At 36.4% G+C, this 26,037-nt stretch carries 28 protein-coding genes and 2 pseudogenes; 8 read left to right on the top strand and 22 right to left on the bottom strand.

What is annotated here, in order from left to right; genetic code table 11:
* Positions 1 to 2 precede the first annotated feature (2 nt).
* The 7 genes from CVT17_RS03390 to hemB all read right to left on the bottom strand — a co-directional run bounded on the left by CVT17_RS03390 (position 3) and on the right by hemB (position 8,148).
* Entirely contained in the window at positions 3 to 1,952 is a 1,950-nt protein-coding gene (locus CVT17_RS03390; protein ID WP_107859037.1) for a bifunctional diguanylate cyclase/phosphodiesterase, read from the bottom strand.
* Positions 1,949 to 2,605, bottom strand: a complete 657-nt coding sequence (locus CVT17_RS03385; protein ID WP_054196396.1) for a transglutaminase-like cysteine peptidase — start codon at positions 2,603 to 2,605, stop codon at positions 1,949 to 1,951. The genes CVT17_RS03390 and CVT17_RS03385 overlap by 4 nt, the downstream gene beginning before the upstream one ends.
* 20 nt (positions 2,606 to 2,625) lie before the next feature.
* The gene (locus CVT17_RS03380; RefSeq protein WP_107769582.1) at positions 2,626 to 4,296 is read right to left on the bottom strand and encodes a TolC family outer membrane protein; all 1,671 of its coding nucleotides are present in this window, start codon (positions 4,294 to 4,296) and stop codon (positions 2,626 to 2,628) included.
* Positions 4,297 to 4,421: 125 nt separating this feature from the next.
* Positions 4,422 to 5,783, bottom strand: a complete 1,362-nt coding sequence (gene hemN, locus CVT17_RS03375; RefSeq protein WP_107859036.1) for an oxygen-independent coproporphyrinogen III oxidase — start codon at positions 5,781 to 5,783, stop codon at positions 4,422 to 4,424.
* The gene (locus tag CVT17_RS03370; RefSeq protein WP_107769584.1) at positions 5,776 to 6,261 is read right to left on the bottom strand and encodes a DUF2603 domain-containing protein; all 486 of its coding nucleotides are present in this window, start codon (positions 6,259 to 6,261) and stop codon (positions 5,776 to 5,778) included. The genes hemN and CVT17_RS03370 overlap by 8 nt, the downstream gene beginning before the upstream one ends.
* Positions 6,258 to 7,175 (bottom strand): ornithine carbamoyltransferase, encoded by a 918-nt coding sequence (gene argF, locus CVT17_RS03365; RefSeq protein ID WP_107859035.1) that lies wholly within the window; start codon positions 7,173 to 7,175, stop codon positions 6,258 to 6,260. The genes CVT17_RS03370 and argF overlap by 4 nt, the downstream gene beginning before the upstream one ends.
* A 1-nt stretch (position 7,176) precedes the next feature.
* On the bottom strand, positions 7,177 to 8,148 hold the full coding sequence (gene hemB / locus CVT17_RS03360; RefSeq protein WP_107769586.1) for a porphobilinogen synthase: 972 nt from the start codon (positions 8,146 to 8,148) through the stop codon (positions 7,177 to 7,179).
* Positions 8,149 to 8,216: 68 nt separating this feature from the next.
* On the opposite strand from hemB, the gene ribA reads away from it, so the two are divergent.
* Genes ribA through htpX form a run of 5 tightly spaced genes read left to right on the top strand, consistent with a single transcriptional unit; the run spans position 8,217 to position 10,777 of the window.
* Positions 8,217 to 8,780, top strand: a complete 564-nt coding sequence (ribA, locus tag CVT17_RS03355; RefSeq protein ID WP_107859034.1) for a GTP cyclohydrolase II — start codon at positions 8,217 to 8,219, stop codon at positions 8,778 to 8,780.
* On the top strand, positions 8,780 to 9,346 hold the full coding sequence (rsmG, locus tag CVT17_RS03350; RefSeq protein WP_107859033.1) for a 16S rRNA (guanine(527)-N(7))-methyltransferase RsmG: 567 nt from the start codon (positions 8,780 to 8,782) through the stop codon (positions 9,344 to 9,346). Before ribA ends, rsmG begins: the two co-directional genes overlap by 1 nt.
* Complete coding sequence (locus tag CVT17_RS03345; protein ID WP_021090700.1) at positions 9,343 to 9,537, top strand: hypothetical protein; 195 nt, start codon at positions 9,343 to 9,345, stop codon at positions 9,535 to 9,537. Before rsmG ends, CVT17_RS03345 begins: the two co-directional genes overlap by 4 nt.
* Positions 9,534 to 9,899 (top strand): hypothetical protein, encoded by a 366-nt coding sequence (locus tag CVT17_RS03340; RefSeq protein ID WP_107859032.1) that lies wholly within the window; start codon positions 9,534 to 9,536, stop codon positions 9,897 to 9,899. Before CVT17_RS03345 ends, CVT17_RS03340 begins: the two co-directional genes overlap by 4 nt.
* 8 nt (positions 9,900 to 9,907) lie before the next feature.
* Positions 9,908 to 10,777: a zinc metalloprotease HtpX gene (gene htpX / locus CVT17_RS03335; RefSeq protein WP_107859031.1), complete on the top strand. Its 870-nt coding sequence runs from the start codon at positions 9,908 to 9,910 to the stop codon at positions 10,775 to 10,777.
* A gap of 240 nt (positions 10,778 to 11,017) precedes the next feature.
* Here the strand turns inward: htpX and CVT17_RS03330 are convergent, their stop codons facing one another.
* From CVT17_RS03330 to CVT17_RS03310, 5 genes are read right to left on the bottom strand one after another with little or no spacing between them, the layout of a single operon-like run.
* A complete protein-coding gene (locus CVT17_RS03330) occupies positions 11,018 to 11,419 on the bottom strand; it encodes a flagellar protein FlaH (protein ID WP_107859030.1) in 402 nt (133 codons plus the stop codon).
* On the bottom strand, positions 11,410 to 11,841 hold the full coding sequence (locus tag CVT17_RS03325; RefSeq protein WP_107859029.1) for a peptide deformylase: 432 nt from the start codon (positions 11,839 to 11,841) through the stop codon (positions 11,410 to 11,412). Before CVT17_RS03325 ends, CVT17_RS03330 begins: the two co-directional genes overlap by 10 nt.
* 9 nt (positions 11,842 to 11,850) lie before the next feature.
* Positions 11,851 to 12,864 (bottom strand): alanine racemase, encoded by a 1,014-nt coding sequence (locus tag CVT17_RS03320; RefSeq protein ID WP_107859028.1) that lies wholly within the window; start codon positions 12,862 to 12,864, stop codon positions 11,851 to 11,853.
* Positions 12,857 to 13,096 carry a CmeU family protein gene (cmeU, locus tag CVT17_RS03315; protein ID WP_021091016.1) on the bottom strand — a complete coding sequence of 80 codons (240 nt, stop codon included), beginning with the start codon at positions 13,094 to 13,096 and terminating at the stop codon, positions 12,857 to 12,859. Before cmeU ends, CVT17_RS03320 begins: the two co-directional genes overlap by 8 nt.
* Before the next feature lie 2 nt (positions 13,097 to 13,098).
* Positions 13,099 to 14,064: a L,D-transpeptidase family protein gene (locus CVT17_RS03310; protein WP_107859027.1), complete on the bottom strand. Its 966-nt coding sequence runs from the start codon at positions 14,062 to 14,064 to the stop codon at positions 13,099 to 13,101.
* 137 nt (positions 14,065 to 14,201) lie between these two features.
* On the opposite strand from CVT17_RS03310, the gene CVT17_RS03305 reads away from it, so the two are divergent.
* The 3 genes from CVT17_RS03305 to CVT17_RS03295 are packed head-to-tail and all read left to right on the top strand — an operon-like array spanning position 14,202 to position 15,643.
* Positions 14,202 to 14,624 carry a copper chaperone PCu(A)C gene (locus CVT17_RS03305; RefSeq protein WP_072594846.1) on the top strand — a complete coding sequence of 141 codons (423 nt, stop codon included), beginning with the start codon at positions 14,202 to 14,204 and terminating at the stop codon, positions 14,622 to 14,624.
* Entirely contained in the window at positions 14,624 to 15,091 is a 468-nt protein-coding gene (locus tag CVT17_RS03300; RefSeq protein WP_035167203.1) for a hypothetical protein, read from the top strand. Before CVT17_RS03305 ends, CVT17_RS03300 begins: the two co-directional genes overlap by 1 nt.
* Positions 15,092 to 15,100: 9 nt before the next feature.
* Positions 15,101 to 15,643, top strand: a complete 543-nt coding sequence (locus CVT17_RS03295) for an SCO family protein (RefSeq protein ID WP_054196383.1) — start codon at positions 15,101 to 15,103, stop codon at positions 15,641 to 15,643.
* 299 nt (positions 15,644 to 15,942) lie between these two features.
* Here the strand turns inward: CVT17_RS03295 and CVT17_RS03290 are convergent, their stop codons facing one another.
* The 10 genes and pseudogenes from CVT17_RS03290 to CVT17_RS09530 all read right to left on the bottom strand — a co-directional run.
* Positions 15,943 to 16,284: a chaperone NapD gene (locus CVT17_RS03290; protein ID WP_072594844.1), complete on the bottom strand. Its 342-nt coding sequence runs from the start codon at positions 16,282 to 16,284 to the stop codon at positions 15,943 to 15,945.
* The gene (locus tag CVT17_RS03285) at positions 16,281 to 17,216 is read right to left on the bottom strand and encodes a WD40 repeat domain-containing protein (protein ID WP_107769595.1); all 936 of its coding nucleotides are present in this window, start codon (positions 17,214 to 17,216) and stop codon (positions 16,281 to 16,283) included. Before CVT17_RS03285 ends, CVT17_RS03290 begins: the two co-directional genes overlap by 4 nt.
* Positions 17,213 to 17,680: a 4Fe-4S ferredoxin gene (locus CVT17_RS03280; protein WP_107769596.1), complete on the bottom strand. Its 468-nt coding sequence runs from the start codon at positions 17,678 to 17,680 to the stop codon at positions 17,213 to 17,215. Before CVT17_RS03280 ends, CVT17_RS03285 begins: the two co-directional genes overlap by 4 nt.
* The gene (locus tag CVT17_RS03275) at positions 17,680 to 18,207 is read right to left on the bottom strand and encodes a nitrate reductase cytochrome c-type subunit (protein ID WP_072594841.1); all 528 of its coding nucleotides are present in this window, start codon (positions 18,205 to 18,207) and stop codon (positions 17,680 to 17,682) included. Before CVT17_RS03275 ends, CVT17_RS03280 begins: the two co-directional genes overlap by 1 nt.
* The gene (gene napH, locus CVT17_RS03270; protein WP_107859026.1) at positions 18,204 to 18,995 is read right to left on the bottom strand and encodes a quinol dehydrogenase ferredoxin subunit NapH; all 792 of its coding nucleotides are present in this window, start codon (positions 18,993 to 18,995) and stop codon (positions 18,204 to 18,206) included. Before napH ends, CVT17_RS03275 begins: the two co-directional genes overlap by 4 nt.
* Entirely contained in the window at positions 18,992 to 19,750 is a 759-nt protein-coding gene (gene napG / locus CVT17_RS03265; RefSeq protein ID WP_107859025.1) for a ferredoxin-type protein NapG, read from the bottom strand. Before napG ends, napH begins: the two co-directional genes overlap by 4 nt.
* 9 nt (positions 19,751 to 19,759) lie before the next feature.
* Positions 19,760 to 22,540 (bottom strand): nitrate reductase catalytic subunit NapA, encoded by a 2,781-nt coding sequence (napA, locus tag CVT17_RS03260; protein WP_107769598.1) that lies wholly within the window; start codon positions 22,538 to 22,540, stop codon positions 19,760 to 19,762.
* Positions 22,541 to 23,094: 554 nt separating this feature from the next.
* Positions 23,095 to 23,619 (bottom strand): methyl-accepting chemotaxis protein, encoded by a 525-nt coding sequence (locus CVT17_RS09540; protein ID WP_430622409.1) that lies wholly within the window; start codon positions 23,617 to 23,619, stop codon positions 23,095 to 23,097.
* Between the two features lie 657 nt (positions 23,620 to 24,276).
* A pseudogene (locus tag CVT17_RS09535) lies at positions 24,277 to 25,017 on the bottom strand (cache domain-containing protein); the annotation flags it as partial.
* A 228-nt stretch (positions 25,018 to 25,245) separates the two neighbouring features.
* Positions 25,246 to 25,617, bottom strand: a pseudogene (locus tag CVT17_RS09530) (methyl-accepting chemotaxis protein); the annotation flags it as partial.
* Between the last annotated feature and the right edge of the window lie 420 nt (positions 25,618 to 26,037).

The raw sequence follows: 26,037 nt of genomic DNA, 5'->3' as shown, positions 1-26,037 counted from the left end.
TATCATCCAATGTTCTTAATTTCATCTATATAAATTCCTTGCATATTTTTAATGCCAAGATCGATTAGCTTTTTCTTCTGCTCTTCGCCTTCAACGCCGATTGCTATCAAAATAATGTCTTTTGAGCTTAAAACAACATCAAGTGATTGTTTTGTGTTTACTCCTGACTTATCACTTAAGAAGTCAATCAAGACATTTGACTGAATTTTTACATAATCAGGGTTAAATTCTTTTAGTTTCTCGATACCTTTTGCGTTAAGCTCGAAGTGGTCAAAACCAAATCCAAAGCCAAGTTCTTTTAATTTTTTAGTAAGCTTAACTATACTTTCTATGCTAATATCGTCTTTATTTGGAATTTCTATATAGTTTTTATATTTTGAAATTTGACTTATCCTTTTAAGTGTAGCTTCAAGTTTTGAAAAATTTTCATCTGAGTTTAATATCTCTTTTCCCAAATTTATGGCCAAGTTGCCACTTGGTAAGATATTCTCCGGTAAAATTCTAGCTACCCTATTTAAGATGTGAAGATCAAGCATCGCGCCTAGATTTAGCTCATTTACCATCGGCATAAAATATGAGGCCATACGCCATACACCATCTTTATCAACAAGCCTCAAATAAAGCTCATACTGCTCAAAATTTGAATTAAGATCAATCACTTTTTGAGCTGCGAATTTAAATTCATCCTCTTTTATTGAGTCAAAAATAAGCTCTTTATACTTCTCTTTACCAATCACTAAAGTATTTTGATTTTCATTAAATACCTTATATGTAAAGCTTCCAGCAAGTCTTGAGCTAGCCAATGTAACGTCAGCTGAAGTAAGAAGTGTCTTGATATCAGTATTTGGTGAATACTCTACTATCGCAGCATTTACTGGATACTCGCTATCATTTAGTGCAAAATTTGCATAAAGCTTTTTAAACTCGTTCATAATTTCATCACATAGAGCCAAGAAATTTGACGAATTTCTACCATACGAAAGTACGATGAAATCATTATCGTTAAGCCTTGCAACAATTGTATTTTTATCATTATGAATTGATTTTTCTTGTAAAATTTGAGCTATTTTCATTACAACGCTTTGCCATTTTTCAAAGCCAAGCGTACTTTTTAAATTTATTAGATCTTTAAAACTAACAAGTAAAGCAACACCACTTGAATATTCTTCACTTGCTAGATACTCACTAAATTTAGTTTGAAAAAATCTTCTGTTATTAGCACCACTCATTGTATCTTTATATAAAAGTTCTTGATACTTACTAAGTGTGGCTGCCTCTCTCTCAAAAATGTCTTTTACCTTGCTAACCATAGAGTTCATAGCTAGAACCATTTTTTTAAGATCAGCTGTAAATGGAATTCTTTTCTGAATAATAAATTTATTATCAAGTATGGCCTCAGCCTGATCTTGAACCTTCATAAGTGGTCTAAAAATAGCTTTTAGAGCGAAATATGCCACCACGAGAGTGACAATTATCATTAGAAGAAGAAAATTAAAAATATTTTTTGAGTTAGTATAAAGCTCATTGTAGGCTAGTGCTGTGCTGCCTTGAACATAAAGCGTGCCAAATTTTGCCCAGCCAGTCATAATCTCGCTATCTGCTATTGGCGCTTCAAACTTGGCTATTTTGTAAAACCACTCAGGAATATCTTTAACAACAGTTTGTTGAGAATTTTCAATAAGAACCTTGCCATCAACATCTTCAAGCTTGATAAGCTTGTATCTACCGCTGTCAAACATAGAATTTATCATTGTTTGAGCCAAGGACATGTCATCTGGATCGATAATAGGCTTTAAAGCAAGTCCAAGCGAATTTGCTGTATGCCTTGCGTTTTCACCAAGCTGGTCATTAATATATCCATTTAGGCTCTTAAAATTTAAGTAGCCAACAGCCATAAAAATCATGATACCAAAAGTTATCACGGCGATCATAATTTGTTTAAATAGCGTCATAAATCCTCTTTTCCTATCCTATCTATTAGTTCCATCCACTTAGGATTTTGTTTTTTATTTCCACCTGGTATTGCTTGACCAAGACCTTCTTGTTTTGCCAAGTATAGCGAATCACCATTAAAGCTATAAACTGGAACAAGGTCTGTTCTTTGAGTTGCGATTTTTATTTTACCATTTATGTTATCTAAAATTAATGGAATAGATTTTGGTGTATCGTAGTATGCTAAAACCATATGAGCTTGATTGTATCTTAAGGCTTTAACATATGTGAAGTATAATTTTTGAGTTGGAATTCCTAGCTGCTTTAGTGTAAAATATTTTGCGATAACGTAGTCTTCGCAGTCACCAGCACCTTTTCCTATAAATTCCATTCTAGTAGCCCAATAATCCTTTTTATGCCAAAGCTGCATATCATCAACCCATCTAAAAGAGTTAAAAAAGTCATTTACTTTTATTAATTTCTCTTGTTCAGTTGCATCTTGCAATGAAGTCATTAAAGAATTTAGAGCAGAGGCCCTTCTTCTTGCATCTTCTCCATAAATTTTAGCTACCTTTGCTATCGTTGTTGATTTTATAAAATCTCCAATAGCACTTGCTAATAATAAAAAAAGGACGCTTACAATAAGCGTCCAAAAATTTGTCTTGACCCTCATGGTCATTACTTTTTACATTTTTATCTTAAATCGTTTTGAATGCTGCAAGCACCTTGAATGTATCTCTTCGCAAAACCTGGTTCAAAGCTATCTGAGATCATTCCCATATTATCTAACAGTCTGTATTTTGCATAAGATAGTGCTGTCTCAGTTGTAGCAATCTCTTTTAATGCAGAGTTATATTCATTTTCAGCATCAAGCAAGTTTATAAGATCACGACGACCGATTCTAAATTCATCCTGATAAGCATCAAGTGTAGCTTTAGCATATTCAACGTGTTGATTTAAGTATCCCATTTTTTCTTGGTTAAGAACATAATTTTGCCATGAAAATTCCAAAGATTCTTTAAGTTCTCTTACAAGATTATCCAAAGTTTGTTGCTCTTGTTGAACAGCAAGTTGGCTTTTTTCTTTATCTAGTTTATCATTGCCTTTATTGTAAAGGTTATAGTTTAGTCTTAAAAGTGCGTCAAATGTTTGTTCTTCATAATTGTCATATAAAACATTTGAATGATCATACGCACCAGATACAACAAGATCTAGTTTTGGCAAGAATGGCGCATTTTTCTCTTTCACAACTGACTCTGCCATAGCAATATTTGATTTTTGAACCAAAAGTGATGGGTTGCAAAGAATTGCTTTATTATAAACAGCCTCTTTTGTGCTAGGCAAAGGAAGGCTAAACTCAGGCATTACTAAATTTTTAGCTGCAACTTTTTTTCCATATAATTTCTCAAATGTAGAAAGTGCATCTTCATAGTTATTTTTAGCAGCTGTATAGTTTGATTGAGCTAAAGTATAGCGTGATCCAGCTTGTCTCTCTTCAGAAGCTACGCCATAACCTGACCTTGCTCTATCTTTAATTTGGCTATAAATTTCCTCATGACTCTTTACGTTTTCTTCTTCAATGTCTAAAATTCTCTTAGTTTGAAGAACTTGTAAGTAAGCATTTGCAGCATTTAATGTAAGTCTATCTGCAGCTTGTGCTACTGAATAAGCAGCTGAATCAAGTCTTGCGCTTTGAGAATTTATTCTATTTTTATCAGCACCACCATTGTATAAATTTTCAACCAAGGTTAGAGATGTACCAGAAATTCTTCCATCTCCTCTTCTTGTAGAAACTCCATCATCAAGGCGTTTTTTCTCATATCCCACTCTAGCAGCAGCGTCAAGTGTTGGATAATAGGCATTTTTTGCTATTTTTAGATCTTTACCAACTTGTAGATAGTTAAATTCTGTAGCTTTTAAACTTGGATTTTCATTTAAAATAGTCTTTATAACTTGATCTAAAGTCAAAACTCCATCATCAACTTGTACTACTGGTTTTACTTCAGTTGATATAGCTTGTTCTATATTAGATTTTTTTGTTGTTTGAGCATCAGCTACAGGTGCTTTTGCTCTCATTAAAGCATCCTTATAGCCTGATTCGTTTTGAACTTTAACTAATAGACTATTAGCTTCATCCTCAGAGACTGGAGTTGTGTCAACATATAAAAATTTTCGTCCACCAACCTCATAGATACCTGTGGTCAGCCTACTATCAGAAATTTTACTATTAACTTTATTAATAGCACTGTCGATTCTAGCCTGATTATCATCTTGTGCAAATGAAGCTAGAAAAATCCTATAAGGAACATCTTGAGCTGACAGCACAGTTGCTGCCAAAGCACTAATTGCTAACATCTTTTTCATAACTAAGATCCTTTTACCTTATTTATTAACTTTATTAACAAGCCTAGACTTGAACTTTTTGGTACGAATTATACACCAAGAAATATTAAATATATTTTAAATATCTTATGACAAAAAAATAATTTTTATATAGTTTTAGAAAAACGCCTTAAATTCTCTGGAATTTTCTTTAGATATTCATCAAAACACATTGCAATATTTCGTATTATCAGTGTTCCAGTTTCATTTACGCTGATTTTATCTGCTGTAACATTGACAAATTCACTTAAATTTTTAAGCTCCTCAAGCTCTTCCTTAAAGTGTTCAAAGAAATTTATATGGAATTCATTCTCGATAAATTTAATATCAAGCCCAAAATTACTCATTAAGTTCATAATCACACTCTTTCTAAGCAAATCTTCATCGCTTAGATAAATTCCCTTTGCGTATGGCAACTTTCCACTATCGATCGCTTTTTCATACTCATCCATATCTTTATGATTTTGCGCGTAGTGTCTTTTACACTCACCGATACTTGTCACGCCTATGCCGATAAGATCAGCGCCACCTTTTGTCGTATAGCCTTGGAAATTTCTATGCAAAGTACCATTTGCCAAAGCACCAAAAAGCTCATCATTTGGCTTTGCAAAGTGATCCATACCTATCATTTTGTAGCCATTTTTAGTCAAAAACTCAGCTGTAAATTTTAAAATTTCAAGCTTCACTTCTGGATTTGGCAATGTGGTTTCATCAAATTTACGCATTGATTTTTTTATCCAAGGTACATGAGCGTAGTTAAATACCGCAAGTCTATCAGGATCAAGTGTAAGAGCAAGCTCAAGCGTCTTTTTAAAGCTCTCTAGGCTTTGATACGGCAGGCCATAGATCAGGTCCATATTGATTGATTTTATGCCCTTTTCTCTAGCCATTTTTACGGCATTTTGAGTAATCTCATAGGGCTGAATTCTATGAATTTCTTTTTGCACTTTCTCATCAAAGTCTTGCACGCCGTAGCTTATGCGGTTAAAGCCGTGAGATATGAGCACATCAAGCTGCTCGTTTGTCAAAAATCTAGGGTCTATCTCGCAGCTTATCTCAGCCTCTTTTGAGAAATTTTTAAATTTAGCCTTGATAAGTTTGATGATCTCATCAAGCTGGGCGGCATTATAAAATGTCGGAGTGCCACCACCAAAGTGCATCTGCAAGACCTCAGTGCTGGTATCTAAGTGGCGAGCTAAAATTTCAAGCTCTTTTTCTATATATCTTATATATCTCTCTTTACGGTCCTCTTTGCTCGTGTAGATGACGTTACAGCCACAAAAATAGCAAGCACTCCTGCAAAACGGCAAGTGCAAATAAAGCGAAAGCGGTCTTTTTTTATCGCGGTTTTCAAGCTCTTTTACGTAAGCCTCATAGCTAAATTTGTCACTAAACTCCGGTGCTGTCGGATAGCTCGTATATCTTGGCCCTGGCCTTGAATACTTCACATACGCGCTAAAATCAATCATCTGCCCTGCTCCTTGCCATTTGGATCATCTCTTTTATATCTACAAATAAATTTGGATGCTCTTTTTTGATATTTTTTACCAGCTTATCAAGGTCGATGTTAAACTGCCTGCTCTTTTTATCGTGAGCGATCTTTTTGATCTCATCCATCGCAACCACCCAAACATCGCTAAAATCAACCGGTATATTTTGCCAGATCGTCTTTTCAAGCCTTAGATCAAAATTTTCTTTTTGCGACTCTTTTAAGGCCTCGATCAAAGCCGAAAGCGATTTTACAGAGATTACCGTATGTAAATTTTGATTTTCATCAATGCCAAACCACGGTTCTTTTGAGTCCCAAGAGCCACTTTTTAAATTTAAAATATGCTCATTTGGATTTTTGGTTGAAACTATCTCAAAGATCGTCTTTTCAGGGCTACTCAGCCCAAGGTTATTGCCGATATCATCTATCTCATCATATATATTTTTCTCTTTACTCATCTTCTTCTCTCATCCAGCCAGACCATCACGCCTTTTTGGGCATGAAGTCTGTTTTCAGCCTCACTAAAAATTTCATCTGCGTGCTTCTCAAAAACTGCCTCGCTCACCTCATAGCCTCTATAAGCTGGTAGGCAGTGCAAAAATATCGCATCTTTTTTAGCTAAGCTCATCAAATTTTCATCCACGCAGTATCCAGCAAGGTCTTTTAGCCTCTTTTCTTTCTCAGCCTCTTGCCCCATTGATACCCAAGTGTCCGTAGTCACTACATCGGCACCATTTACCGCTTCTTTTATATCATTTGTGATAAAAATTTTCGCACCTGAAATTTTCGCGTTTTCATTAGCCATTTTTAAAATTTCAGCGTCTACCTCATAGCCTTTTGGCGTGGCGACTCTTAGCTCAAGTCCAAGTTTGCTAGCTAGCATGAGCCACGAGTGAGTCATGTTGTTGCCATCGCCTACATACGCGACCTTCTCGCCTACGCTAAATTCAAGCATGGTAAGATAATCCGCCATGAGCTGCACTGGGTGAAATTTATCGCTTAAGCCGTTTATCACTGGCACGCTTGAAAATTTAGCAAATTCTTCTAGCGTCTCATGCTTATCAACCCTTAGCATAGCCATATCGCACATCCTGCTGATCACTCTGGCAGTGTCACGTATAGGCTCGCCGCGGCCTATTTGTATATCATTTTTACTTAAAAATAGCGCATATCCGCCAAGCTCATGTATGCCCACATCAAAGCTCACTCTAGTTCTAGTTGAGCTTTTTTCAAATATCATAGCAAGCTTTTGATCTTTTAGATATGGCTTAAATTCTCTAGCCTTCGCCTCTTTTTTGATCTTGCGGGCTAAATTTATCATCTGCTCGATTTCATCTTTGCTAAAGTCATTTAGCGTCAAAAAGTGCCTCATCTTAGTCCCTTAAAATTTTGGCTGCTTCTTTTGCGTGATAGGTAATGATCAAATTTGCCCCTGCTCTTTTAAAACCGATCAAAGTCTCCATCATGACGCGCTCGTAGTCGATGATACCAGCTTTTGCGCCAGCCTTTAGCAGTGCGTACTCGCCACTTACATTATAGACGCAGATTGGCAGAAGTGTTAAATTTCTTAGCTCTCTAACGACGTCAAGATAGGCAAGTGCAGGCTTTACCATCAAGATATCAGCGCCTTGGGCCTCGTCTTGCAAGCTCTCATTGATCGCCTCTAGGCGGTTTGCGCTGTCCATTTGGTAGCTCTTTCTATCGCCAAAGCTTGGTGCACTTTGTGCTACGTCACGAAATGGTCCGTAGTATGCTGAGGCAAATTTAGTTGAGTACGCCATCACTGGTAAATTCTCAAAGCCATTGCTATCAAGTGTCTCTCTTAGCGTTGCGATGATGCCATCCATCATGCCACTTGGCGCGATCATGTCAGAGCCATTTTGAGCGTGTATCAAAGCTTGTTTGGCTGAAATTTCAAGCGTTGCGTCGTTGTCGATGGTGTTATGTACGTGGTCGATTATGCCGCAGTGGCCGTGGTCTGTATATTCGCAAAAGCAAAGATCAGTGACGACTACCAAATTTGGAAATTTATCCTTTATAGCTCTAAGCGCGGTTGCGATGATGCCGTCGTTGCTTAGTGCGTCACTACCAACGCTATCTTTTAGGCTTGGTATGCCAAATAAAATGATCGATTTTATGCCTAAATTTACTATCTCTTCGCACTCTTTTAAAATTTCATCGATACTCATTTGATAAACACCCGGCATCGAAGCGATCTCGTTTTTAACGCCTTTGCCCTCAACCACAAAGAGCGGATAAATGAAGTCATTTACGCTAAGGCTAGTCTCTCTCACCATGTCTCTTAGGGCTGGATTTATTCTTAATCTTCTAAAACGTTTAAACATATTTTTGCCTTTTCTTTGTTAAAATGCGTGATTTTTAGCTAGTTTAGCACAGTTGGAGTAAATTTAAAATGAAAATAGAAATTTCAAACGCCGCAAATCTACCTTCAAGGTTTGGCACTTATAAGGTTCAAGCCTTCAAAGAAGGGTCAAAAGAGCACCTCGTGATCTACAAAGAGCCTTTGAGCGAGGTGGTAAATCTTAGAATTCACTCCGAATGCCTAACTGGCGATGCGATCGGAAGCCTAAAGTGCGACTGCCGCGACCAGCTTGAAGCGAGCCTAAAATATATCGAAGAAAATGGTGGTATGGTCATCTACTTACGTCAAGAAGGCAGAAATATCGGGCTTTTAAACAAGATAAATGCCTACAGCCTGCAAGATAAGGGCCTTGACACCATTGAGGCTAATCACCAGCTGGGTTTTAAGGCCGATGAGAGGACTTATGAAGTGGTTGATTTTATCCTAAATCACTACGGTGTAAAAGAGGTAAATTTACTCACAAATAACCCTTTAAAACTTCACGGACTAAGCTCAGTAAAGATCGTAAAACGCGTGCCTATCGTCATCAAGCCAAATAAATTTAACGAAGGCTACTTGAAAGTAAAAAAAGAGCAAATGGGGCACATCCTGTGATGAAAAATGAGCTTTGCTTGCCGGCAGAATTTGACGAAAAAGTAAAGGCTTACGCTCAAATTTTTGCTAAATTTAATAAGGTTCATAGCTTAAGCAATTATAAAGATATAAGCGAGCAGGTGCTTGATAGCATAAAACCGCTTGAAATTTTTGACCTAAGTGCCAAAACAGCGACAGATGTAGGCAGTGGGGCTGGCTTTCCAGCGATATTTTTAGCCCTTGCGATGCCTCAAACGAAGTGGCACCTTTTTGAGCCGATAGCCAAAAAGTCATCATTTCTAAGCTACGCTAAGATCGAGCTTGGCTTGCAAAATTTAGAAGTTCATAGCCAAAAGATCGAGCTTGCAGATAAATTTACGGCTGATCTCATCACCTCAAGGGCGCTTAGCAAGACAAAAGAGCTTATAAAAATTTGCGATGGTTTTTATGATGAAAACACCAAATTTCTCATCTACAAGGGCTCAAGCGTTATGGATGAAATTTCAGGCATCAACGCGCAAATTTACAATGAAAAAAACAGAAACTACATATTTTTTAATCTCAAAAATCAAGGGGAGAAACGTTGAAATACTTGCTTTTTGTAGCGATTTTGGTTGCAATTTACATCATATTTTTTAAAAATAGAAAAAATAGCGACAAGGTAAGCACCAGCAACTTCGAAGAGTGCAGCAAATGCGGCGTCTTTAGCGATATCGATCAAATGGTGCTAAGAGACGGAAAATACATCTGTAAAGAGTGCATAAAGGGCGAGAGATGAAAATTTTGGGTGATGAGCTGATAAAATTTGAGCCGCTTTTTCTTTGCAAAAGCAAAGATGAAATTTCAAATGGCAGGCAAAATCTCTTTAAATTTGATAGAAATTTAATAAAAAGGGCGTTAGAGGCTGGAGCAAGCTTTAGTATCATCGCAAATGACATAAACGAAGCTATCATCGCAAACGCAGCTGGAGCAAAATTTATTATTGCAGATATTGACATTGCAAAAGATCTAGCAAAGATTGCTGAGAGTTATTTATTTGACGTACTTATAGCTGTTTTGATAAAAGATGAGAGCGAGCTAGCACAGCTTGCAAAATTTAACATCGATGCTGCGATCTTGCCAAGCGCTATAAAAGAATAAGGACAAAAATGGAAATTTTTAAAACTGCTTTTTTAATGGTTACTTTAATGCTGATTTTTATCGCTGTTGGCGGATATATTGGCGGTGAGTATGGCATGATGATCGCCTTTTTGATGGCAGCTGGCATGAATATCTTTTCTTACTTTTTCAGCGACAAACTCGTGCTAAAAAGATATAACGCTATCCCAGTCGATGAGAGTAACGCTCACGGGCTTTATGAGATCGTATCTCGTCTCACACAAAAGGCAAATTTGCCTATGCCAAAAATTTACATCATACCAGAAGAGGTACCAAATGCCTTTGCTACGGGCAGAAACCCAAGCCATGCAGCCGTTGCAGTAACCGAGGGGCTTTTAAAAATTTTAAATGAAAACGAGATCGAGGGTGTGCTAGCTCACGAGCTAAGCCACGTAAGGCATTACGACATCCTAACTGGTTCAATCGCTGCCATACTAGCTGGCGCTATCGCAATGCTTGCAAATTTTGCTAAGATTGGTGGTATTGCTGGGCAAAGCAGCGGTTCAAGAAGAGGTGGCGGTAATGCCATCGTTATGCTAGCACTTGCTATACTCATGCCAATAGCTGCCACAATCATCCAAATGGCGATCTCAAGGGAGCGCGAGTACAAGGCGGACAAAGGCGCAGCCTATCTAACAGGACACCCAGAGTGGCTTGCAAGCGCTCTAAGAAAGCTTGAGAGCTACTCAAATTCTTACGTTATGCAAAACGCAAGCGAGCAAAGTGCTCATATGTTTATCGTAAATCCATTTGGCTCGCTAACTAACAAGCTTGGCGTACTTTTTAGAACGCATCCAAGCACTAGCGATAGGATTTCTGAGCTTGAAAGACTTGAACAAGAGATAAAAAGAGGCATGTAAAAATTTAGTCCTTAGTGAAATTTGGGCTAAATTTCTTCTTTTTACCATCTTTTTTGGCTTTAAATTTAGACATTTACAAGAAATTTTAAATTTTATGAGCGAGTAATTTCGGATCTAAAATTTGAGCCAAGCGGTGGGCAAAATCAAATTTTAGTAGTCAATTCTTGCAAGTAAATAAAATTTTAAAATTTATAAAAATATCAAATTTACAACCAAAAAACCGAAATTTAGCCCCAAATTTCACTGCAATTTCTTGCAGTCACGATCTTCTATAGTGTACTCAAAGATCAGCTCACCATTTTCTGAATAAAAAAGCTCATCCAAGGCGACACCGATGCTTAGCATATTTAAGATCTCTTTATCTTTGCAAGCAGTTCGCAAATTCTCTTTTTTGATAGCTTCGATAAATTCTAAACGCTCTTTCTCCTCAAATCTTTTGATCTCTTGCTTTCTTGCGTGTTTGACGGCGTATCTATAAATGAGTGTGTCGCCAACATTTAAGATATCATTAAGCGTCAGTGTTGGCGTACAGATAAATGGGAGCTTTTTTTTGTAGTAAGTTGCGTGATTTTTCGCTGCCATATCTGGCGTAAGAGCCAGAGTAAGCGAGTAAAAAAATAGTAAAAAAAGGACTATTCGCAACTACTTTTATCCAAATTTATATCAAAAAAATGCCTGCCTTCAAAGCCATAACTACCACTTAGAGTGATGCCACGATTTAGCACAGCTCTTGCCATACCTGAGTTACAAAGCGCATCTTTTCCATTTTTATAAAACTCATCTTTTAAAGCTAAAATTTGAGCTTTGTTGTAGCCTTTTATCTTATTTGTCTTAGTCTCGTTTAAAACAAACTCACCATGTATGTTTAGCCCACTGCTACTTACATCTTTTAGCGTGATCATCTCATCGACTCTGCTTGGCAAATTTGGCTTTGCAGTTTGGACGACAAAAGCTGGGATCTGCTTAGCATCAAGCTGATTTAGTATCTGCTCATAAATCTTAAACTCGCTCTCTTGTACGCCAAAAGCAAGGCTAACAAGAGCTAATAAAACGATCTTTTTCACACATTACCTTTATATAAATTTTCTAGTTATATTTGGCGAGAGCTTTACTAAAATATCATAACTTATCGTATCAAAAAATTTCGCCCAAATATTTGCATCCTCAAAGACACAGACCAACTCGCCACTATCTTTACAACTAAAGCTATCCATAGAAATTTTGCCTAGTATTGGCTCGTTATTGGCAAGTCTTAACTCACCACAGCCATTGTATCTTAGTAACCCATCGCCATATCCAAGATCATAGGTGGCTACTTTTATATCTTCTTTTGCGCTAAATTTAGCGCCATATCCAACACCTTGACCACTTTTTAAAATGCGCCTGCTAACTCTTTTTGCCCATAGTGAAAGTACCGGCTTTAACCCCAAACTATCATTGAACTGAGAGTATCCATACTGGGCAATACCAATACGCACCATATCATCATCGATTTCACTTGCTCTCTCAAGAGCAGCTGAGTTGTGAGAGTGAAAGATCGGTTTTTTTATACCAAACTCATCGCAAAGAGCTAAAATTTTCTCTTTTGCAGCCCTAAAATTTTCCCTTTGCACGAAATAATCAGTATTTAGCTCATCACTTGCACGAAAATGAGTATAAGCTCCAAGAAACTCCAAATTCCTTTTTGTTAAAATTTCAAACGCATAATCAAGCTCACTTATATCAAGCCCATTTCTATGCATACCAGTGTCAATTGCAAGGTTGATTTTTGTATTTTCTTTTATCTTTAAAAGTGCGTCTATGTCGTTTATCGCATAGATAAATTTGCTGCTTTCATTTCCGGTTGGAACATGCGAGAGAATGAGAATATTTTCAAATATGTCAGAAATTTCATTTGCCTCAAACTCACTTTTTACAGCACAAATTTCTATGCCAAATTTTTTAGCTTCATTTGCAATAAGCCTTGCGCCATGGCCATAAGCATTGTCTTTTAATACAACTATTACTTTCTCTTTGCCACCAGCTTTAGCACAAATTTGAGTGAGGTTATGGATATATGAAGCTTTATTTAGGCGTATTTCAGACATTAAAATTCACATTAAAAGCAGTATAAACATCCGGTAAAAGTTTTCTTACGTTGTAGTCAAATGCATAAAATTTAGCGTAAATTTCTTTCAGATCAGCCTCTTTTACTTTACTAAAATCAAAAACATCAGTACCATCTTTCTTTGGAACTTGGCGGTCAAGCTCAGCAAAAAAAGCAGCTCTTGCCTCTAAAATTTTTTCGATTTTTTCTTTTACTTCTTGAGATTTTTCCACTTTTACTCCTCTATAAAAATTTTCATATCATCGTTATAAAGCTTCACATAAAGCGTCTTTTGACCAGCAAATTTATGTGTATCTGAAACATAATCCTCATAAAAACTCACACGAAAAAGCCTATCGTTTTTAAGATTTGGATAAGGCGTGATGAGAAAATTTGAAAAACTAATGCGTTTTTTCTCTTTTTTAGAAAAAATAGCCCGCTTCATACTTTTAAATTTTTCCAAGCTCATACCATCATATCGCTCAAAATCTTTATCGTAAAATTTAAGATAGTTTTCAATGTCGCTCTCGCTCCATGTCTTTTTCCAGCCCAAAAGTCCAGAAATGATCACTGCAATATCTTTTGCACTAGCTTCTGGACGCTTATCTTCATAAATAAATGCAAGTGTTTTTTTGTGATCCACAACATCATCGAATTTCATCAAAGTATCATTTTGCATAGCCACGCAGCCTTTTGTTTTTAGCTCATCTGTCCTTTGACCATCAAGTGGATAGCCATGTATCCAAATGCCACCACCATTTCGCTTTGCAAGCTTATCAAGCAAATTTGGGTATGAAAGCGAAAATGCAAGTGGGCCAAGATATCTATCATTTGGCGTAAATCTACGTGTAAGCTGATACACTCCAACCGGTGTTTTTAGATCGCCTTCAAGAAGCTTATCACCATTTTTGCCAACTATAACGCTTGAGCTAAAAAGCTTTTTTGTAATGCCGCCATTATAAGAGATCACTTCAAGCTTCTTTTTAGTTTTATCAACTACACTTAGAAGTATCTCGTTGTCATAATACCCATATCTTACATCCTTGCCCTCAAGCTTTTTTAGCCAGTAATCCTTACTTAAAATATTTTTTTCGATGGCATCAATAACAGCAGCAGAGCCATTTTTTAAGTAAATTTCTTCGTAATTTTGGGCAAAAAGACAAGGCGATAACGCGATGAAGAAAAATATAATTTTTTTCAAGTGAAATATCCCAAAAAGTAAAATTTAGTCCGTAATTATATCCTAAAAAATTTATATTTTTAGATTTTAAAGGTAAATTAAGTAGTTCTAAATGTATAATGTGAAAACCATTATTAATTTTATCACAAAGGAAAAATATGAAGAAAATCGTTTTTGGTGCGATGCTTGCAGCTTCTGCTCTTATGGCGGCTGATATCAGCCTAGAAAATGTTAGAGCTAGAGATACAAAACCTGGCACAAACAATAGTGCAATTTTTATGGATATAAAAAATGCTTCAAATTCTGATGTAAAGCTCATCGGTGCTCACTCAAGCGTTTGCAAAAGTACAGAAATTCATACACACAAAATGAATGATGGCATGATGGCTATGGTTCAAATCGAAGATGCAGTGATCCCAAAAAATGGCGAAACAAAACTAGCTCCTGGCGGTTTACACATTATGCTTATGGATCTAAATAAACCATTAAAAGATGGTGATAAAGTTGATTTAGAGCTAAAATTTAGCAATGGCGAGAGCATAAAGCTTGATAATATCGGAGTAACTAAAAACTTTAAATAATGAAAAAAATCATAATTATTTTTTCATTTATCTTTATTGTTCTAGGTGCTTTTTCGATAGGCTATAAGCTTATGACAACGAGCAAAGAAGATCCACCTGAATTTGCCGATGTAAACACATCGCTAGATCCTTTAAAATGTGATCTAAACAATAAATCTTGTGAGATGGAATTTAAAGGCGTAAAGCTAAAAATAGACATCTCGCCAAGACCTATTTATGCTATGAGGCCTTTTAGCTTTAAAATCATTAATGGTAAAAATTTAGGGCTAAAAAATCCAAGTCTTGAAATAGACGGCATAAATATGAATATGGGATCGATCAAAGCAAGACTTGAGCCAAGAGGCGATAACTTAACTGCTCAAGTAGTGCTAAGTGCTTGTGTTGTCGAGCTTATGAGATATAGATTTAAAGTGCTTGATGACGAAAAAGAAACTGGTTTTTTTGTAGATCTTGATCTAAAATTATAGAAGGTAATGATGAAAAAGGCATTTTGGGGCTTAATAATAATCTTAATTTGTATAGGTGTTGCACTTTTGCTGATAAAGCCAAACAAGTATGATTTTAAGGCACTTTCGCAAAATGGTGAAGTAAGTCTTAAAAATTACGACGGAAAGTACAAAGTTATATATTTTGGTTATCTTTTTTGCCCCGATGTCTGCCCTACTGCGCTCTCTTTGATTGGCGATGAACTAAACAAGCTAAAAAGAGATGACTTTGAGCTGCTTTTTATTACGCTTGATCCTGAACGTGACACTCCTGAAAATTTAACTCTAATGGCAAAAAATTTCTACAAAGATGCCGATGGATTAAAACTAAATGCCTTAAAAGAAGTGGCAAAAACCTATGGTGTAAAATTTCAAAAAGTCCGTCTTGAAAACTCAGCCATGGGCTACTCTGTTGCTCACAGCTCTTCAATATATTTAATAGACAAAAAAGGAAATTTCTATAAAGAAATTTCAAATCTAACAAATGAAAACATTGGAGAAAATTTATTAAATTTGATCAAAGATAGACCTTAGGGCTATAAATTTAGTAAGCCAAAACTGGCCTGCTAAAATTCTTTATGCAAGCATCATCTCAAGATCTTATAAGCTAAAATTTAATTCACTTGTTATGTTTTTGATTTTAATGCTTGCTGAGTAATTTTCCACCCAAAATCTAAATTAAAACCTTGAACATAAATTTAATCTACAAGCCAAACAAAGTTAATTAAATATAAGTAGTATTAGCAACAAATTTATTAAGAAGGTCTATATGAAAGGTAGGCTTTTGCACTATAAATTTTAATGATAATGCAAAAGCTAGAAATTTGGTTTTACTATTTCACTCTATGATGCACGCTGCCACCATAAGTAATATCTTCAGCTTTTACCTCATCGCTTGTTAAAATTTCACTTATCTTGCCATTTTCTTCTAGCTTTTTCCTATTTTCTTCGGCATCTTCTTGATAGCTATAAACCATCGCAACGCTCACTACTCCACTGATAGCTTCTATCTTCTTAAAATTTTTTATCTCATCTTCAATGCTATCTGAGCTAACTACCACTACGATTCTATCGTCTGCGTCAGTTATTATTTCACACTCTTTTAGCTTTTTTATTTCGTTTTTTACACTTTCATTTTTATTGTCCGTATAAACTATCAAACTTGAAATATTCATTTAATTCTCCAAAATAAAATTTTATTCTCATAGGCTGAAGTTACGACTTCGTTATCGCTTATAAAAACTATGCTATTTATCGTACTTTGTCCAGTTTTTAGCATTGCGATATTTTCTAAGCTTTTGCTATCAACTAAATTTACATCACTCATCTCATCACTCATATAGGCCGCTACTCTACCATCATCGCTAAGTCCAACACCATAGACCAAAAAGCCGGTATTTATCTTTTTTAGGCTTCCAGCTGAAAATATCCCCACGATCCTATCGGTGCCTCCGCTGATCATGACTCCATTTTTATATGAGATGTCGTAGATATTATCTGTATGAATGTCTAAAATTTGATCCATTTTTTTAGCTTTTATGTTATAAAAGTAGACCTTCCCACTCTCGCAAGCGATAGCTAGCGTGCTTCTATCTTCGCTTATCTCCATATCTGAGAGCATTGCAATTGAAATTTTAAAGCTATCATAAATTTCGCCATTTTTTAAGTTCAAAAAGTAAATTTCATTGCTAATTGAAGCAAGTGCAATACGCTCGTCATCTAAAAATAATGCCTTTTTTATCGCTTGATTTGGTATTTTTATGCTTTTCATCTGCCCATTTTCTCTTATATAAAGCACCTTTGTAGCATAGTCACCCTCACTTAGGATGAGTATCTTGCTATTTAACTCATCAACATTTAGAATTTTTGGTCTTTCGTGATCACTAACATAGGTTTTTATATCATCCATTTTGATAATCTCTTCAAATTTAGACTCTTTAGGATCATAAATTTCAACCGTCCCTCCATCAGTCGCGATAAAGAGTTTGCCATTTATTAGCGTTGTGCTTAGCACATTTGCACTAGCCTCTATTTGCTTGTATGGAGTGGTGATCTCGCTTGCAAAGATAAAATTTAATAGACAAAAAATAAAAAACAAAGCTCTCATAGGGCCTCCATTTGAAGTGAATTTTTAAAGCAAACATCAAAGCACTCGCCGCAACTTACGCATTTTTGATTAACAATAGGACGAAAAACGCCAAGGAATTCGACTGCTTTAAATTTGCAAGCATCAAGGCAGTTGTAGCAGATCGTATCGTTCCATGCTAGACAGCTAGAAACATCGATGCTAACTTTTGCGTTTATACTCTTTGGTGAGCTTAAGCTTAATGTCTTCTTATCAAGACTCTCACAAGCCCTTACACACTCTTCGCAAAAGTCACAGCCTAGCTTTTTAACTTTAAAAACTACCCTTTCATTTTCAAAGCTAAGAAGCTCTTTTTCACAAGCATTTACGCAGCTAGCATCGCATCCACCGCAGTCAAACTCTCCGCTAAAAAATGGCGGAGTTATAAATTTGGGAGCAGATTTTGCCCCCAAAATTTTACTAAAAAGCTCTCGCCTGCTTTGCATTATTTAACACCATCGTTTAAAACATCTAGCAAGTTTGACTTATGAGTGCCGTTTTTGTCTCTAAAATCAGGCTTAAATTTATTGCCAACAAGCTGCGTTACGCCATTTTGTTGCTCAACGTGGCATGTTGTGCAGTTATATCTTTCATCATCAAGCTTGCCTGCAAGATCTTTTTTATTTCTGATGTCATAAAGGTGAGATGATGGTATCGGTGTTGCTCCACTATCTTTTGCAAACTCAGGCATATGGCAGGTTACGCACATATTCATATCCTTTGTGATAGGCACTAAACCCTCAGTATCGTGTGGGATAAATGGTGGTGCATTTTCAAAAGACCTATCAAATTTCTTTGACATGCCAGCTGGCTCTTTTGTGTAGTTCACATCTTTTAATACAACGTCTTTATCGTCTAGCAAATCGATATTTCTAAAGCCGATTTGCGAATCACTAATACTTGGATTATTAAAAGTACATGCCGCAAAAAACGCAGCACACAATCCTCCAAGCATCATTATTTTTATTTTCATTTTTCTCTCCTTAAATTTCTAATACTAAATTTCAATGCCCCGTCTCCACAAACATCAATGCACCTACCACAGCTTATGCACTCGCTTGAGCTAACCGAGCGGCTCTCTTTACCGATCATGTCAAGCACTTGCATCTCTGGGCAAATAAGCTTACATTTCATACATTTTGTACAAGCCTGGGCATCATGTTTTACTCTAATTAGGGCAAATTTTGAGATAATGGCATAAAAGGCACCAAGTGGACAAACGTGCGAGCAAATGCCACGCTTTAACACAAACATATCAAAAGCAATGATCGCAACTGCTATGCCTAAAGCACTAGCTGAGCCGTAAATAATGCCATGCTGAATAATGCCAATATAGCTAACGCTCTCAAATACTGGATAAGATAAAGCAAGGCTTAATATAAGAGCAAGAGCCAGCAAGTAATAACGTAAATTTTTACTCACATTTAAGACTTTTTCGCCCTTAAAGCCAAATTTTTCTCTTAGTTTAAAAGCGATATCGGTTAGTAAATTTATCGGGCATATCCACGAACAAAACGCTCTTGGAGCAATCAATGCGTAAAATGTAAAGATAATGCCAGCTCCAATAATTGCATTTATGCCGGCACTAAAGCTTGCAAGTAAAATTTGAACTAAAGCGAATGGATCGCTTAGTGGAATTTTTCCAAAAAGCAAAGATGAGCTTAAATTTCCGCTAAGTATCTTAACTCCGTAAAAATTTCCTAGGATAAATAGCGCTAGGATAGAAATTTGAGTTATTCGTCTTAAGATTAAAAATTTCATAGCTCACCACCATTTAGATAATCAGTCGCTTTTTTAATGTCAAGCTTTATTTTGCTGTCTGCATCGTCTATGCGTCTTTCATCTTCTTTTATCCAGCCTTTGACGTAGTTATCGCCTACTTTGCCGAGCACCGCGTCACGGTTTAGCACGGTAATGGCTGCTTTTTTAGTGATACAGGCTCGCTCGCATAGGCCACATCCGGTGCAGATGTCGCTATCGACCACTGGAAGTAAAAAGGCATGCTTTTGCGTCCTTTCGTTACGGCGATACTCAAGATACAAGGCCTTATCTATGAGCGGACAGGATCTATAGCAAGCATCGCACTGTATGCCCCAGTATGCCACGCAGTTTTTCATATCAACCACCGCAACACCCATTTTGGCCTTATTTATGTCAAGCTTGTCTTTTGTGCTTACTAAATTTACGTCCAAAGCTCCAGTCGGACAGGCTGGCACACAAGGGATATTTTCACACATATAGCAAGGAATTTTTCTAGGCTCAAAATAAGGCGTTCCAATGCTTATGCCATCTTCTAGCGATGAGAGCTTTAGCGTATCAAATGGACAAGCTTCTACGCAAAGCCCGCATCTAATGCAACTTTGTAAAAATTGCTTCTCTTCTTTTGCACCAGGAGGCCTAAGAAGCATAAGTGGCGAAGCTTTGGCACTAAGCGACCAAACAAAGCCTCCGCCAAGAGCCAAAAGTGCTACTTTTGCTCCAAATTTTAAAGCCTCTCGCCTACTTGAAAATCCCATATCGCTCACCTATGCTTTATAAATTTTAACCGCACACTTTTTATAATCAGTCTCTTTTGAGATTGGGCAAGTAGCGTCTAGTGTGACTTTATTGATAAATACGTTTTCATCAAACCAAGGCACATAAACAAGCCCTACTGGCGGCTTATTTCTACCTTTTAGATCAACTCTTGCTTTTACCTTGCCACGGCGTGATTCGACCCAAACGATCTCATTTTGCATTACGCCAAGATTTTTAGCATCATCTTCATGCATATAGCAAAGTGCCTCTGGAACAGCCCTATAAAGCTCAGGAACACGCATGGTCATAGTGCCTGAGTGCCAGTGCTCTAGAACACGGCCAGTACATAGCCAGAATGGATAATCTTTACTTGGCATCTCGCATGGATCCATATAAGGGCGGAAGAAAATTTTTGCTTTGTTTGCAAGAGATGTTTTATCTTTATTTGTAACGCCTTTTAGATCGCCTGTTGGAAGTGCTGCATTTTTGTTGCCATAGAATGCAAATTTCTCATTTGGGGCAGCTTTTTTAGCGTATGGGTCAAATTTAGTATTAAATCTCCACTGAGTCTCTTTGCCATCAACTACTGGCCATCTAAGACCTCTTACTCTGTGGTAAGTATCAAAGTCTGCTAGATCGTGGCCGTGTCCAACGCCAAATTTTCTATACTCTTCCCAAAGATATTTATGGACGAAAAATCCATATCCTTTAAATTCTTTGCCATCTGAGCCGATCACCTTTCTGCTATCGCCAAATACTTCTGTATTGTCGTAGTTTTCTATGATCGGATCGTTTGCACTAAATTTCTTAGCCTCTTCGTTAGCAAAAAGTACATCAAATAGCGTATCTTCTTCGCTATACCCCATAGCTTTTGCAGCATCAAGCACATTTGGAAGTGTAACTTTGTCATTTACTTTTTTCTCACCCCAAACATCTTTTAGCTTAAAGCGCTTACTAAACTCCATCATTTGCCAAATATCAGGCATCGCTTCACCAACAGGAAGTACTTGCTGTCTCCAGTGTTGTGTTCTTCTCTCGGCATTACCATATGCACCCCATTTTTCATAGATCATCGCAGTTGGAAGAATAAGGTCAGCCACTTTTGCAGAAATTCCTGGATAAGGATCGCTTACAACGATGAAGTTATCCATCTCACGAGCTGCTTTTATCCAGTGGTTTGCATTTGCAGTATTTTGCCATGGGTTGTTTACTTGAACCCATATAAATTTAACCTTACCATCTTCAAGATCACGCATCATTTTTACGTAGTGAGAAGCGAGTACACCACTTAGTGTTCCAGCAGGAAGTTTCCAAATTTTTTCAGTTATCTCTCTATGTTTTGGATTTTCGATAACCATGTCAGCTGGTAAGCGGTGAACAAATGTTCCAACCTCTCTTGCAGTACCACACGCACTTGGTTGGCCAGTTAGAGAAAACGCTCCTGAGCCTGGAAGTGCTTGCTTACCAAGTAAGAAATGCACCATATAAGCTTGCTCATTTACCCATGTACCACGTTGGTGTTGGTTAAAGCCCATCGTCCAAAAACTTACGACTTTGCGGTTTTTCTCGATGTAAAGATCAGCAAGTGCCTTTAGCTTTTTCTTAAATTCTTCTATATCTTCATTTGGATCTCCCTTTGCCACCTTTGCTGTAAAGTCAAGCGTGTAAGGTGCAAGAGCTTTTTTAAACTCTTCAAATGTTATTTGCCAATGTGCGCCAGATTTTGCAGCATTTTTATTTTCTAGCGTATCGCCAGCTTTTAGTCCAAGATATGCAAGTGTAACACCCTCAGCTTCACTTAGCACCTTTGACTTCTCAGTAGCAGCAGTGTCTAGCTCGCTTGGAGCATATTTTTTGTGATTAATATCTGGACGAAGACCATATCCGATATCGGCTGGACCAGTTGTAAATACACAGTGCTTTTTAACAAATTCTTCATCGATCATCTCTGGGTGGTTATAAACTATTTCACGAGCGATGTAGTTCCAGATAGCAAGGTCAGATGACGGAGCAAAGATGATCTCGATATCAGCCAAATTTGATGTTCTAGTTGAGTAAGTGCTTAAATTTACAACCTTTACTCTATCAGGATCACTAAGCTTTCTATCGCTTACGCGTGCCCAAAGTATCGGGTGCATCTCGGCCATATTTGCGCCCCAAGCTACGATAGTATCAGTTAGCTCGATATCATCAAAACAGCCTGATGGCTCGTCTATACCAAAAACTTGCATAAAGCCAACAACCGCGCTTGCCATGCAGTGTCTTGCGTTTGGATCGATGCTATTGCTTCTAAAGCCACCTTTTATAAGTTTAATAGCAGCGTAACCTTCTGGAATAGTATATTGACCAGAGCCTAGAACTCCGATACCATGAGGTCCTAGCTCATCATATGCTTTTCTAAACTGAGCCTCCATAACATCAAATGCTTGCTTCCAGCTTACTTGCTTAAATTTACCTTTTTTATCAAATTCGCCTTTTTCATTTACACGTAAAAGCGGATGAGTGATCCTGTCCTCGCCGTACATGATTTTGGCGTTAAAATAGCCTTTGATGCAGTTTAGACCGCGATTTACTGGTGCTTCTGGATCTCCTTTTACAGCTACTATCTTGCCTTCTTTTGTAGCGACCATGATACCACAGCCTGTCCCACAAAACCTACAAGCGGCTTTATCCCAGCGCCAGCCTTTTTCAGCTTCGCTTGCTGCACTTAGCGAGCTTGGTACGGCTATACCAGCACTAGCACAAGCAGCACTAGCTGCAGCACTTTTTATGAATTCTCGTCGATTCATTCTTTCTCCTTTAAAGATTTAAAACAAATTTAATTGATATTAATCTTACAAAACTTATTTACAACTGATTTACATTTACAAAAATTTCAAAAAACTTAAGCCAAAAATGTAAATATTTTTCTACATAAAAATATTAATTTTCTCACAAAGCACGATTTTTAAAAGAAAATACTATTTAATAAAATTTAAAGAAATTTTAGAGCTGTTATCAAAAAAAGCTAAAGGAAATAAAGTAAAATTGTTTTTTTGAATATTTGAGTAAAAAAAGTAACATAAATTATTATTAAAAATTTTTATCTCCTTACTGAAATAGCAATAATTGTAAGGATAAATTCTAATAGATTTCACTACTTGACAGCAAACATAATCTATAAAAAAATTTAACTAGCAATATCACTATAAAGCTATAAAAAAATTAGATAATTTTTTTAAAAATTTTATTATATTTATAAAACAAAAAATAATTTTAAGATTAGAGATAAAAAAGGAGTTATTTTCATCCTCAGATTTTGAGGATGAAATATTAATGAAATTTTAAATATCAAGCCGCAAGGTTAAAATTTATTCTTTTTAACATCGGCTACTATTGTCTTAGCCATTTGATCGATTTGGGCGGTGATTTCATTCGTTGAGCTCACGATATCAACATTTTGCTTTGTAATGCTATCTATCTGGCTTACACTTTGATTTATCATATTTATGCCTTCGCTTTGCTCTCTGATGCTCTCACTCATCTCGTTAATGCTTTGAGTAAGTATATTTGCATTAGTTTCGATCTCACCAAGTGATTTTTGAGTTCGCTCAGCTAGTTTTCTAACCTCATCCGCAACTACAGCAAATCCTCGTCCATGCTCACCAGCACGTGCTGCCTCGATAGCCGCGTTTAGAGCAAGTAGGTTAGTTTGATCTGCAATATCTCTAATAATAACGATGATATTTTTAATCTCTTCAGATTGTTTTATAACATCTACAGTCTTTTGACTAATTGCGCTCATCGAGCTACTCATTTGTTCGATCGCAGCAGCACTTTCTTGGAGAGAATTTGCTTGTGTGCTAGCACCTTGAGTTACTTGCTTCATTGATGCATCTAAATTTTTGGCTTTTTCTTCTAAAAATTGTGCTTGTTTTAAGTTAAACGCAAGCATATTAGCTATCTCTTCGCCAAGCTCATTTGTTACTAGTTCGACATTGCCTTTGGCATCCAAAATTCTTGAAGTAAAATCAGAATTTCTAAAATCATTAAAAGTTTTTTGGATCATATTTAAATCGCTACCTACTCTTTTCTCCAAAACATCTAGCATTTTATTTAAGACATCTTTTAATTCAATTAGTTTTGGATTAGCTGGAATATCTACTATTCTTGCTTTTAAATTTCCATTTTCTATCGCCTTTGCAGTCTCAACAGATTGAGATACCACTCTAGAGTCTTGATCGGCATTGTCAAAAATTTTAGCAATATTATCATTTATTAGTTTGCTCATTACACCAAATTCATCTTTTGTTGCTACCTTTGAAACAACTGGCTCTTTTATCTCAAAATTTAAAAATCTAAAGAAACTAACCAAAGCATCTGTAATGGTTTTAATCGGATTAAGCGATCTTTTTAGCAAGAAATATACAAACGCAGACAAGACAACTATAAATATAAAGGCTAAAATAATCTGAACTTTTAAAATAGGCAAAGTATGCGAGCTAAAGATATTTTGATCCATTGCTGTTATTGCCAACCAACCTTTGTCATTTATCTCTAGCATATAGGCATAGACATCTTCACCTTTTGTATTTTTATATGCTATTAATCCATTTTCATCAAATTTCTTTTCATTATATTGTTTTATCAGGCTTTTAGCGATCTCGTGAGGTTTGCCGACTAATTCTTTATTTGGGTGCATTATAATGTTGCCATTTTGATCTGCAACAAAAGCATAGCTGTATTCAGTCTTACTAATTTGCGATATATTATTGCTCAACTCCTCAATAGATGCATCTATACCCGTAACTCCAATATTTTTAATAGGTGCAGCAAAAGTTATAACCATCGCATTTAATGAAGCTGCCATGTATGGATCAGTATATATTGGTTTATTCTCGGCTTTAGCTTGTTTATACCATCCTCTAACTCTTGGATCATATCCAGCTTTATTTTGCCCATTTGATCTAAACATAGCCCCATCCTCATATCCAGCATAAACAAGAGTGATCTCTTTTCCAGATATAGCTTTTGCTTGAGATAAAGCTAAATTTATACCATCAGCATTCATCGAGCCATCACTTTTCTCGCTTATTTTACTAAGAGTCTCAGCCATTTTCTCTATAGCATACTGATTGTTATCAAAAAAGCTATTTAATGTGATTTTTACATCTTTTAAAATTTGCTTTTGAGTTTGTATTACTAGCTCAATGGCTTTATCATGAGCTGTGTTATAGCTAGCTAAAGATATCAGCGAGAATGATATAAATAATGCCAGTATTAGCATTAAAGATATTTTGTTTGCAATTGATCGCATTTACTTTCCTTTTACAAAAATTTTTAAGATGCGATTGTATATTTTTTTTATATTAAATAGTATTTAATAATATTAATTACAAAATAGTGATGTATACATTAAATAATAATTTTGAATTATTTTTTCATTTTAGATAGTTAAAATCAGCGAGATAAAATTAGAATTTAGGGGAAACAAACCCCTAAATTCGGTCTAAGATTAAAATTTATTCTTTCTAACGTCGGCTACTATCGTCTTGGCCATGTCATCTATTTGGTAAGTAATTTCGTTTGTTGTACCAACAATATTTATATTTTGTTTTGTAATACTGTCGATCTGACTTACGCTTTGATTTATCATATTTATGCCTTCGCTTTGCTCTCTGATGCTCTCACTCATCTCATTGATGCTTTGAGCTAGAACATTTGCGTTAGCTTCGATCTCACCGAGGGATTTTTGAGTTCTTTCAGCTAGTTTGCGCACTTCGTCGGCGACTACAGCAAATCCTCTTCCGTGCTCGCCCGCTCTAGCCGCCTCTATAGCCGCGTTTAGAGCAAGTAGGTTGGTTTGGTCGGCTATATCTCTAATAATAACGATGATATTTTTAATCTCTTCGCTTTGTCTTGTTACGTCGCTAGCTTTTTGACTAATGGCGTTCATAGAACTGCTCATCTCTTCTATAGCAGCCGCGCTTTCTTGGATAGAGTCGGCTTGCTTATGGGCTCCGTCGGTTAGGGTTCTCATAGATTCTGCTAGGATTTTAGCTTTTTCTTCTAGAACCTGAGCTTCTTTTAAATTTTCCCTTAGCATATTGCTTACGGCGTCGCCCGCGCTTTGAAGGCCTACTATCATATCTCTTAGATCGCTTTCAAGCTCCGGTTTTAGCTCTAGTCTAGGAGTGTAGTCGTTTTTGTTGTAAGAAGCTAAGACTACGGCTATGCCTTTTAAATTTTCAGAAATAGAAGTAAAGAATTTATTTAGCAGGTCTTTTAACTGAACTAAAGCCGGATT

Source organism: Campylobacter concisus (genome assembly GCF_003048775.2).
Taxonomy (GTDB): Bacteria; Campylobacterota; Campylobacteria; order Campylobacterales; family Campylobacteraceae; genus Campylobacter_A; species Campylobacter_A concisus_I.
Note: the sequence above shows the minus strand (reverse complement) of the source record. Positions and strands in the feature narration are given on the sequence as shown.

What these genes read in the sequence shown, in the direction of transcription:
- CVT17_RS03385 (WP_054196396.1), bottom strand. Translation starts at nt 2,605, where the DNA reads ATGAGGGTCAAGACAAATTTTTGGACGCTTATTGTAAGCGTCCTTTTT.
- CVT17_RS03295 (WP_054196383.1), top strand. Translation starts at nt 15,101, where the DNA reads ATGAAAAAGGCATTTTGGGGCTTAATAATAATCTTAATTTGTATAGGT.
- CVT17_RS03320 (WP_107859028.1), bottom strand. Translation starts at nt 12,864, where the DNA reads ATGTCTGAAATACGCCTAAATAAAGCTTCATATATCCATAACCTCACT.
- CVT17_RS03340 (WP_107859032.1), top strand. Translation starts at nt 9,534, where the DNA reads ATGAAAATTTTGGGTGATGAGCTGATAAAATTTGAGCCGCTTTTTCTT.
- CVT17_RS03380 (WP_107769582.1), bottom strand. Translation starts at nt 4,296, where the DNA reads ATGAAAAAGATGTTAGCAATTAGTGCTTTGGCAGCAACTGTGCTGTCA.
- CVT17_RS03285 (WP_107769595.1), bottom strand. Translation starts at nt 17,216, where the DNA reads ATGAGAGCTTTGTTTTTTATTTTTTGTCTATTAAATTTTATCTTTGCA.
- CVT17_RS09540 (WP_430622409.1), bottom strand. Translation starts at nt 23,619, where the DNA reads ATGAAGCAAGTAACTCAAGGTGCTAGCACACAAGCAAATTCTCTCCAA.
- napA (WP_107769598.1), bottom strand. Translation starts at nt 22,540, where the DNA reads ATGAATCGACGAGAATTCATAAAAAGTGCTGCAGCTAGTGCTGCTTGT.
- CVT17_RS03370 (WP_107769584.1), bottom strand. Translation starts at nt 6,261, where the DNA reads ATGAGTAAAGAGAAAAATATATATGATGAGATAGATGATATCGGCAAT.
- ribA (WP_107859034.1), top strand. Translation starts at nt 8,217, where the DNA reads ATGAAAATAGAAATTTCAAACGCCGCAAATCTACCTTCAAGGTTTGGC.
- napG (WP_107859025.1), bottom strand. Translation starts at nt 19,750, where the DNA reads ATGGGATTTTCAAGTAGGCGAGAGGCTTTAAAATTTGGAGCAAAAGTA.
- CVT17_RS03280 (WP_107769596.1), bottom strand. Translation starts at nt 17,680, where the DNA reads ATGCAAAGCAGGCGAGAGCTTTTTAGTAAAATTTTGGGGGCAAAATCT.
- CVT17_RS03290 (WP_072594844.1), bottom strand. Translation starts at nt 16,284, where the DNA reads ATGAATATTTCAAGTTTGATAGTTTATACGGACAATAAAAATGAAAGT.
- CVT17_RS03305 (WP_072594846.1), top strand. Translation starts at nt 14,202, where the DNA reads ATGAAGAAAATCGTTTTTGGTGCGATGCTTGCAGCTTCTGCTCTTATG.
- hemN (WP_107859036.1), bottom strand. Translation starts at nt 5,783, where the DNA reads ATGATTGATTTTAGCGCGTATGTGAAGTATTCAAGGCCAGGGCCAAGA.
- htpX (WP_107859031.1), top strand. Translation starts at nt 9,908, where the DNA reads ATGGAAATTTTTAAAACTGCTTTTTTAATGGTTACTTTAATGCTGATT.
- CVT17_RS03275 (WP_072594841.1), bottom strand. Translation starts at nt 18,207, where the DNA reads ATGAAAATAAAAATAATGATGCTTGGAGGATTGTGTGCTGCGTTTTTT.
- napH (WP_107859026.1), bottom strand. Translation starts at nt 18,995, where the DNA reads ATGAAATTTTTAATCTTAAGACGAATAACTCAAATTTCTATCCTAGCG.
- argF (WP_107859035.1), bottom strand. Translation starts at nt 7,175, where the DNA reads ATGAGGCACTTTTTGACGCTAAATGACTTTAGCAAAGATGAAATCGAG.
- rsmG (WP_107859033.1), top strand. Translation starts at nt 8,780, where the DNA reads ATGAAAAATGAGCTTTGCTTGCCGGCAGAATTTGACGAAAAAGTAAAG.
- CVT17_RS03300 (WP_035167203.1), top strand. Translation starts at nt 14,624, where the DNA reads ATGAAAAAAATCATAATTATTTTTTCATTTATCTTTATTGTTCTAGGT.
- CVT17_RS03390 (WP_107859037.1), bottom strand. Translation starts at nt 1,952, where the DNA reads ATGACGCTATTTAAACAAATTATGATCGCCGTGATAACTTTTGGTATC.
- hemB (WP_107769586.1), bottom strand. Translation starts at nt 8,148, where the DNA reads ATGTTTAAACGTTTTAGAAGATTAAGAATAAATCCAGCCCTAAGAGAC.